Origin of the sequence: Luteimonas endophytica, assembly GCF_029887875.1 — a bacterium.
Lineage (GTDB): Bacteria > Pseudomonadota > Gammaproteobacteria > Xanthomonadales > Xanthomonadaceae > Luteimonas > Luteimonas endophytica.
In genome coordinates this window covers 23,452-31,822 of sequence record NZ_JARXRM010000027.1, presented here as the reverse complement: position 1 = coordinate 31,822, position 8,371 = coordinate 23,452, and the positions used below count along the sequence as shown (strand labels likewise).

Here is an 8,371-nt window from a genome sequence, read left to right as displayed (position 1 = left end):
CCATGGATGGCCGGGCAGGTCCCTCCGGAGGCAGCGCAGTCCCGCCATGGATGGCAAGAACACCGGCCCTTGTGGGGAATCGTTTCCCGCCAGGGAGCGCGGGCGCGCTAGCGCGGCACTGCGCGCCGCCCGCGCGAGCGCCCGGCCAAGGATGGCCGGGCCGGCTACTCCAGAGCCAAGATAGTCCCGCCACGGATGGCTGCTGCAGATGGCGCCGCGCCCGGCTCGAACCGGGAGCGGCAGCAGAACGAAACCCGGCCCTGACGACTGCGCAGGACGGGAAGATGGGCGACCCGGGCGGCGGTCTCGCGCGCGGGTGGTCGGGTGCCTGTCCCCGCGTGAGTGCGCGGGGCGGCCGTGGCCCGGGACATCCGGGCAGCGGCCGGCGCCGGGCTATCGCCGGAGCACGGGCACACTCCCCGTGCCGGAGCTCCCGGATGGCCGGTCAGGCCGTCCTGGGGCTTCCTGGAAACCCGAGACCCTGATACAATTTCGTGTTCACTCCGCCGGATCCAAGGTCCGGCAGCCAAAACAGTTTGGAGATCGCCTCATGGCGCGTATTGCGGGTGTCAACCTGCCTGCCCAGAAACACGTCTGGGTCGGGTTGCAAAGCATCTACGGCATCGGCCGTACCCGTTCCAAGCAGGTCTGCGAAGCGGCCGGCGTCGAGGTTTCGACCCGGATCGTCGACCTGTCCGAGCCGGAAGTCGAGCGCCTGCGCTCCGAGGTCGGCAAGTTCGTGGTCGAGGGCGATCTGCGTCGCGAGGTCGGCATGTCGATCAAGCGCCTGATGGACCTGGGCAGCTACCGTGGCCTGCGCCACCGCCGCGGCCTGCCGCTGCGCGGCCAGCGCACCCGCACCAACGCCCGCACCCGCAAGGGTCCGCGCAAGCCGATCCGGAAGTAAGGGGACAACGCCATGGCCAAGCCGGCTGCCAAGACCAAGAAGAAGATCAAGCGCGTCGTCACCGACGGTGTCGCCCACGTCCACGCTTCGTTCAACAACACCATCGTCACCATCACCGACCGCCAGGGCAACGCGCTGTCGTGGGCGACCTCGGGCGGCGCGGGTTTCCGCGGTTCCCGCAAGTCGACCCCGTTCGCCGCGCAGGTCGCCGCCGAGAAGGCCGGCAAGGCCGCGCTCGACTACGGCGTGAAGTCGCTGGAAGTGCGCATCAAGGGGCCCGGCCCGGGGCGCGAGTCGGCGGTGCGTTCGTTGAACAACGTCGGGTACAAGATCACCAACATCATCGACGTGACGCCGATCCCGCACAACGGGTGCCGGCCTCCCAAAAAGCGTCGCGTCTGAGGAGCTGAGAAGACATGGCTCGTTATATCGGTCCCACCTGCAAGCTCGCCCGCCGCGAAGGCGCCGACCTCTCGCTGAAGAGCCCGTCGCGCGCGCTCGATTCCAAGTGCAAGCTGGAGCAGAAGCCCGGCCAGCACGGCGCCGGCACCGGCGCACGCCGCAGCAAGCTCTCCGACTACGCGGTCCAGCTGCGCGAGAAGCAGAAGGTCAAGCGCATCTACGGCCTGCTCGAGCGGCAGTTCCGCAACTACTACAAGAAGGCCTCGACCAAGAAGGGCAACACCGGCGAGAACCTGCTGCAGCTGCTGGAGACCCGCCTGGACAACGTCGTCTACCGCATGGGCTTCGCCGTGACCCGGCCGGCCGCGCGCCAGCTGGTCAGCCACCGCGGCGTGACGGTCAACGGCAAGCCGGTCAACCTGCCGTCCTACCAGGTCAAGGCCGGCGACGCGATCGCCCTGGCCGAGCGCGCCCAGAAGCAGATGCGCGTGCAGGAGGCGCTCGACGTGTCCTCGCAGATGGACCTGTCGCCGGGCTGGGTCGAGGTGGACGCCAAGAAGTTCGCCGGCGTGTTCAAGGCGGTGCCGGATCGCGGCGACCTGCCGTCCGACATCAACGAGGCGCTGATCGTCGAGCTGTACTCGAAGTAAGGCCGGCGCCGGTTCCCCGGCCGGCCCGTGGCCGGCCGTGCGCCGCACCGATCCCCCCGCCAGCGCGTGCAGCCGCGCGCCGGCTCCCCCGGTAACAAGGGGGCTCCAACAGCTCTATGGCCGCGCACCCCCACGCGTCGGCATTTGAGGAGAAGCCAAGAAAATGACGGTTACTGCCAACCAGGTCCTGCGTCCGCGCGCCCCGCAGATCGAGCGCCTTGCCGGCAATCGCGCCAAGGTGGTGATCGAGCCGCTCGAGCGCGGCTATGGTCACACCCTGGGCAACGCACTGCGCCGGGTGCTGCTGTCGTCGATTCCGGGCTTCGCGATCACCGAGGTCGAGATCGACGGCGTGCTGCACGAATACAGCGCCATCGAGGGCCTGCAGGAGGACGTGCTCGAGGTGCTGCTCAACCTCAAGGACGTCGCCATCCGCATGGGCACGGGCGAGTCGTCCACCCTGTCGCTGGCCAAGTCCGGCCCGGGCACGGTGACCGCGGCCGACATCAAGACCGATCACAACGTCGAGATCCTCAACGGCGAGCACGTGATCTGCCACCTGACCAAGGATGCCTCGGTCAACATGCGGCTCAAGATCGAGCGCGGTTTCGGCTACCAGCCCGCGGCCGCACGCCGCCGGCCTGACGAGGAAACCCGCGCCATCGGCCGACTGATGCTCGATGCATCGTTCTCGCCGGTGCGCCGCGTCGCCTATGCGGTCGAGGCCGCCCGCGTGGAGCAGCGTACCGACCTCGACAAGCTGGTGCTCGATATCGAGACCAACGGCACCATCGATGCGGAGGAGGCGGTGCGCACCGCCGCCGACATCCTCACCGACCAGCTCTCGGTGTTCGGCGACTTCACCAATCGCGACCGGGGCGCCGCCAAGCAGCAGACCGCTGGCGTCGACCCGCTGCTGCTGCGCCCGATCGACGACCTCGAGCTGACCGTGCGCTCGGCCAACTGCCTCAAGGCCGAGAGCATCTACTACATCGGCGACCTGATCCAGAAGACCGAGGTCGAGCTGCTCAAGACCCCGAACCTGGGCAAGAAGTCGCTCACCGAGATCAAGGAAGTGCTCGCCCAGCGTGGGCTGTCGCTGGGCATGAAGCTGGAGAACTGGCCGCCGGCCGGCGTCTCCCAGCACGGGATGCTTGGGTGAGCGACCGCGTCTAGCCGATGCCCTATCGGCATCGGTTGCGGTCGCGAACCCCCGGCCACGGATGGCCGGGCGGGACAATCCGAAGCCAGCTTCGCTCCGCCATGGATGGCAGGCATAGAATTCGAGAGGCGCGCGTTGGGCGTCGCCATCCGAGACAAATTCAGGAACCAAGACCATGCGCCACCAGAAAGCCGGACGCAAATTCAACCGCACCAGCGCCCATCGCGAAGCGATGTTCCGCAACATGGCGGCGTCGCTGTTCAAGCACGAGATGATCCGCACCACCCTGCCGAAGGCGAAGGAACTGCGCAGGGTCGCCGAACCGTTGATCACCATCAGCAAGAACGACGGCGTGGCCAACCGGCGGCTGGCGTTCGCGCGCCTGCGCGACAAGGAAGCGGTCGGCAAGCTGTTCGTCGAGCTGGGGCCGCGCTACCGCGCGCGTCCGGGCGGCTACCTGCGCATTCTCAAGTGCGGTTTCCGCGACGGCGACAACGCGCCGATGGCCTATGTCGAGCTGGTCGATCGTCCGGCCGCGGCCGAGGCGGAATAGTTCTTCCGCGGGCCGCTCCGGGCAGCCTTCGAGCTTCGCAGAACCCCGGCCCACGCGCCGGGGTTTTTGCTATCTTGCGCCGATGCAGACGAACCCCTCGCGCTGGTCCTTCCGTGCCCGCTTCCTGATCGCAGCCGCGGCCTGTGCGGCGCTGATCGGTTTCGCGATCTTCTCCCAGCTGCAATGGGGGCTGGAGCCCTGCCCCTTGTGCATCTTCCAGCGCCTCGCCTTCGCCACGCTCGGTCTGGTGTTGCTGGTCGGCGGGCTGCACGCGCCGCGGGGCGCCGCCGGCCGGCGCGTCTACGGGGGGCTGGCCGCGATTGCAGCGGCGGTCGGCATCGGCATCGCCGGGCGCCACACCTGGATCCAGCTGTTCCCGCCCGAGATTCCCGCCTGTGGCCCGCCGCTGGACTTCATGCGCCAGACCATGTCCACCGGCAGTCTGGTCCGCAAGGTGCTCACCGGCACCGGCGATTGCGGGCTGGTCGACTGGACCTTCCTGGGCCTGTCGATGCCGGCCTGGAGCCTGGTGTGGTTCGTGCTGCTGGGTGCCTGGGCGCTGCACGCGGCTTTCCAGCGCCGGCGCTGAGGCGCCCACAACGGTTGCAGGCGAAATTGACGCGGTGCAGCAGTCTGGCATGATGACGGACCAAGCCGGGCCCAGACCATGCCGCAGTCAGAACGCAACCTTCGCGCCGTGAACCTCCCGACCGACTGGAGTCCGGACAGCTGGCGCGCGCGCCCCGCGCTGCAGCTACCGACCTACCCGGATGCCGGCGCGCTGGCGGCAGTGCAGCAGGAGCTGCAGGCGCTGCCGCCGCTGGTCACGTCCTGGGAAATCCTGGCCCTGAAGCAGCAGATCGCGGACGCCCAGGAGGGTCGGCGCTTCCTGCTGCAGGGCGGCGACTGCGCCGAGAACTTCTCCGACTGCAGTTCCGAACTGATCTCGAACCGGCTCAAGGTGCTGCTGCAGATGAGCCTGGTGCTGGTGCACGGCCTGCGCCTGCCCGTGGTCCGGGTGGGGCGCTTCGCCGGCCAGTACGCCAAGCCGCGTTCGGCCGATACCGAGACCCGCGACGGCCTGACCCTGCCCAGCTACCGCGGGGACATGGTCAATGGCCCGGAGTTCACCCCCGAGGCGCGCACGCCCGACCCGCGGCGCATGGTCAAGGCGCACGCGCGCTCGGCAATGACCATGAACTTCACCCGTTCGCTGATCGACGGCGGTTTCGCCGACCTGCACCATCCCGAGTACTGGAACCTGGATTGGGTCGGGCACTCTCCGCTGGCCGCCGAGTACCACCGCATGGTGGCCAGCATCGGCGACGCGGTGCGTTTCATGGAGACCCTGTCGGGCAGCGAGGTGTACAACCTCAACCGGGTCGACTTCTATACCTCGCACGAGGCGTTGCTGCTGCCGTACGAGGAGGCGCAGACCCGGCAGGTGCCGCGGCAATGGGGCTGGTTCAACCTCAGCACCCACTTCCCGTGGATCGGCATGCGCACCGCGGCGCTGGAAGGCGCGCATACCGAGTACTTCCGTGGCATCCGCAACCCGGTCGCGGTGAAGATTGGGCCCACGGTGGCGCCCGACCAGCTGCTGCGACTGATCGACGTGCTCAACCCCGAAGACGAGCCGGGGCGGCTCAGCCTGATCCACCGGATGGGCGCGGCCGGGATCGCCGAGCGTCTGCCTTCGCTGCTGGAGGCGGTGAAGCGCGAGGGCCGGCGTGTGCTGTGGATCTGCGATCCCATGCACGGCAACACCGAATCGACCAGCAACGGCTACAAGACCCGCCGCTTCGACAACATCCGCAGCGAGGTGGAGCAGGCGTTCGAGCTGCATGCCGCGGCGGGCACCCGGCTGGGCGGCGTGCACTTGGAGCTGACCGGCGAGGACGTGACCGAGTGCACCGGCGGCGCCCGCGATCTGACCGATCTCGACCTGACCCGCGCCTACCGTTCCTCGGTCGACCCGCGCCTCAACTACGAGCAGGCCCTGGAGATCGCGATGGCGATCGTGCACAAGCAGGCGCAGCTCAAGCCGCCGCTCGGCGCCTGAGCGGACGCGGCGGCCGCCTGCCGCCGCCGTGCCCTGGGGGCTTCGCGGCCGGTTTCGCTAGAACAGCCGCGCCTGCGCCGGCTCGGTGGGAAGCGCGGTGCCGGTCAGCGGCCACCCGGCCAGGGCCTGGTAGCGCCCGCCGGCATTGAACAGCAGTTCGAAGCCGTCGACGCGCAGGTCGTCGCCACGGCAGTCGATGTCGTCCAGCCACGGCTGCGCGGGCAGGTGGCGGTCGAGGTAGGCCAGGGTCACGTGCGGCTGGGAGGTGGCCTTCTCCGGCCTGATACCGCAGCGGAGGGCGGCGTCGCGGGTCGCGTCGCACAGCGCCTGCAGGGCGCGGCACTCCCGCGGCAATGCGACCACCGCCCCGGATCCCGGCCAGTAGGCGATGCGCCCGAGGCCGAACCGGTGCGCCGGGACGCGCGCCGCGGCCTCCGCGAGCGCTTCCAGCAGCGCCGAAGGGAGCTGCGGCGCGGCCCTGTGGCCAAGGAAGCACAGGGTCGCGTGCCACTGGTCGGGACGGCGTGGCTGCGGTCGCGGCGCTTCGGCCGGGCGCGCGGCCTGCAACCCGGCCAGCAGCGCGCCGAACCGTTCAAGGCCCCCGGCGTCTGGCCGCCAGGCCGGAAACAGCGCGCCGCTCACGCCGCGCGGCTGGCCCGCTTGCGGTCGGTTTCGGTGCGCAGTTTCTTGCGCAGGCGGATCTGTTTCGGGGTCACCTCGACCAGCTCGTCGTCGTCGATGAACTCCAGCGCCTGCTCCAGCGACAGCCGGATCGGCGGGATCAGCCCCTCGTCCTGGTCCTTGCCGGCGGCACGGAAGTTGGTCAGCTGCTTACCGCGCAGGGCGTTGACGGTGAGGTCGTTGTCCTTGGCATTGATGCCGACGATCTGCCCCTCGTAGATCTCCTCGCCCGGATCGATGAACAGCCGGCCGCGCTCCTGCATCGCGATCTGGGCGTAGGCCGGCGAAGAGCCGGTGCCGTTCGAGATCAGAACGCCGTTGATGCGCTGGCCGATTTCGCCCTCGGCGCGCGGGCCGTAGTGGTCGAACACGTGGAACAGCAGGCCGGTGCCGGCGGTCAGGGTGCGGAACTCGGTCTGGAAGCCGATCAGCCCGCGCGCCGGGATGACGAACTCCAGCCGCACGCGGCCCTTGCCGTCCGGCTCCATGTTCTGGAGGATCGCCTTGCGCTCGCCCAGCCGGCCCATCACGCCGCCCTGGAACTGCTCCTCCAGGTCGACCACCAGCGACTCGTACGGCTCCTGCTTCACGCCGTCGATCTCGCGCACGATCACTTCCGGGCGCGAAACCGCCAGCTCGTAGCCCTCGCGGCGCATGGTCTCGATCAGGATCGACAGGTGCAGTTCCCCGCGGCCGGAGACCTTGAACTTGTCGGCGTCGGCGGTGTCCTCGACCTTCAGCGCGACGTTGTGCTGGGTCTCGCGGGTGAGCCGGTCGCGCAGCTGGCGCGAAGTGAGGAACTTGCCACCGCTGCGGTCCTTGACGCCCGCGAACGGCGAATCGTTGACCTGGAAGGTCATCGAGATGGTCGGCTCGTCCACGGCCAGCACCGGCAGCTGCTCGACCGCGGATGGATCGCACAGGGTGTCGGAGATGCCGACGCCCTCGATGCCGGAGAAGGCGATGATGTCGCCGGCCTGCGCCTGCGGCACCTCGACGCGCTCCAGGCCCATGAAGCCCAGCACCTGCAGCACCCTGGCGTTGCGGGTCTTGCCCTCGCGGTCGACCACGGTGACCTGCTGGTTGGTCTTCACCGTGCCGCGCTGGATGCGGCCCACGCCGATGATGCCGACGTAGCTGTTGTAGTCCAGCGACGTGACGCGCATCTGGAACGGGCCGTCCGGATCGACCGGCGGCGGCGAGACGTGCTGGCAGATCGCCTCGAACAACGGGGTCATGTCGCCCTCGCGCACGTCCTCCGTCGGTCCCGCGTAGCCCTGCAGGCCGGAGGCGTACACGGTATGGAAGTCGAGCTGGTCGTCGTTGGCGCCGAGCCGGTCGAACAGGTCGAAGGTCTGGTCCAGCACCCAGCTCGGGCGTGCGCCCGGCCGGTCGACCTTGTTGACCACGACGATCGGCTTGAAGCCCATCGCGAACGCCTTCTGGGTGACGAAGCGGGTCTGCGGCATCGGCCCGTCCATGGCGTCGACCAGGATCAGCACCGAGTCGACCATCGACAGCACCCGTTCGACCTCGCCGCCGAAGTCGGCATGGCCCGGGGTGTCGACGATGTTGATGCGCCAGACCTGGCCGTCCCGGTCGGTCCACCGGATCGCGGTGTTCTTCGACAGGATGGTGATGCCGCGTTCCTTTTCCAGGTCGTTGCTGTCCATCACCCGGTCGGGGACCACGGCGCGCTCGTTCAGGGTACCGGACTGCTTGAGCAGCTGGTCGACGAGGGTGGTCTTGCCGTGGTCGACATGGGCGACGATGGCGATGTTGCGCAGGCGTTCGATGGACATGGGTGCGGACATGGGCGAGGCGCGCCGGTGCGGTGGGGCAGGGCGCGGTAGGGAAGTGGAGGAAGCCGGGTATTATAGCGTGTTGCGCTGCGTCAATCCCGCCCCAGGTTGAATCCGGGTTCGGGGCGCCGCATCTGGTTCCAGACTCCGAA

At 69.0% G+C, this 8,371-nt stretch carries 9 protein-coding genes; 7 read left to right on the top strand and 2 right to left on the bottom strand.

Annotated features, from left to right (window positions below):
* Positions 1-550 precede the first annotated feature (550 nt).
* The 7 genes from rpsM (at position 551) to QFW77_RS07380 (ending at position 5,736) form a co-directional block, all read left to right on the top strand.
* Positions 551-907 carry a 30S ribosomal protein S13 gene (gene rpsM, locus QFW77_RS07410; RefSeq protein ID WP_180679425.1) on the top strand — a complete coding sequence of 119 codons (357 nt, stop codon included), beginning with the start codon at positions 551-553 and terminating at the stop codon, positions 905-907.
* A gap of 12 nt (positions 908-919) precedes the next feature.
* The gene (rpsK, locus tag QFW77_RS07405) at positions 920-1,309 is read left to right on the top strand and encodes a 30S ribosomal protein S11 (RefSeq protein ID WP_280573812.1); all 390 of its coding nucleotides are present in this window, start codon (positions 920-922) and stop codon (positions 1,307-1,309) included.
* Between the two features lie 14 nt (positions 1,310-1,323).
* Positions 1,324-1,959, top strand: a complete 636-nt coding sequence (gene rpsD / locus QFW77_RS07400) for a 30S ribosomal protein S4 (RefSeq protein ID WP_180679423.1) — start codon at positions 1,324-1,326, stop codon at positions 1,957-1,959.
* 163 nt (positions 1,960-2,122) lie between these two features.
* Positions 2,123-3,121 (top strand): DNA-directed RNA polymerase subunit alpha, encoded by a 999-nt coding sequence (locus QFW77_RS07395; protein ID WP_280573810.1) that lies wholly within the window; start codon positions 2,123-2,125, stop codon positions 3,119-3,121.
* A gap of 175 nt (positions 3,122-3,296) precedes the next feature.
* Positions 3,297-3,674, top strand: a complete 378-nt coding sequence (rplQ, locus tag QFW77_RS07390; RefSeq protein ID WP_280573809.1) for a 50S ribosomal protein L17 — start codon at positions 3,297-3,299, stop codon at positions 3,672-3,674.
* Between the two features lie 82 nt (positions 3,675-3,756).
* Positions 3,757-4,263 (top strand): disulfide bond formation protein B, encoded by a 507-nt coding sequence (locus QFW77_RS07385; protein ID WP_280573808.1) that lies wholly within the window; start codon positions 3,757-3,759, stop codon positions 4,261-4,263.
* A gap of 78 nt (positions 4,264-4,341) precedes the next feature.
* Entirely contained in the window at positions 4,342-5,736 is a 1,395-nt protein-coding gene (locus tag QFW77_RS07380) for a class II 3-deoxy-7-phosphoheptulonate synthase (protein WP_280573807.1), read from the top strand.
* Positions 5,737-5,793: 57 nt separating this feature from the next.
* Here QFW77_RS07380 and QFW77_RS07375 read toward each other — a convergent pair whose 3' ends face one another.
* Both QFW77_RS07375 and typA read right to left on the bottom strand, forming a co-directional pair.
* Entirely contained in the window at positions 5,794-6,378 is a 585-nt protein-coding gene (locus QFW77_RS07375) for a 2'-5' RNA ligase family protein (RefSeq protein ID WP_280573806.1), read from the bottom strand.
* Positions 6,375-8,219, bottom strand: a complete 1,845-nt coding sequence (typA, locus tag QFW77_RS07370; protein ID WP_280573805.1) for a translational GTPase TypA — start codon at positions 8,217-8,219, stop codon at positions 6,375-6,377. The genes QFW77_RS07375 and typA overlap by 4 nt, the downstream gene beginning before the upstream one ends.
* Positions 8,220-8,371: the final 152 nt, after the last annotated feature.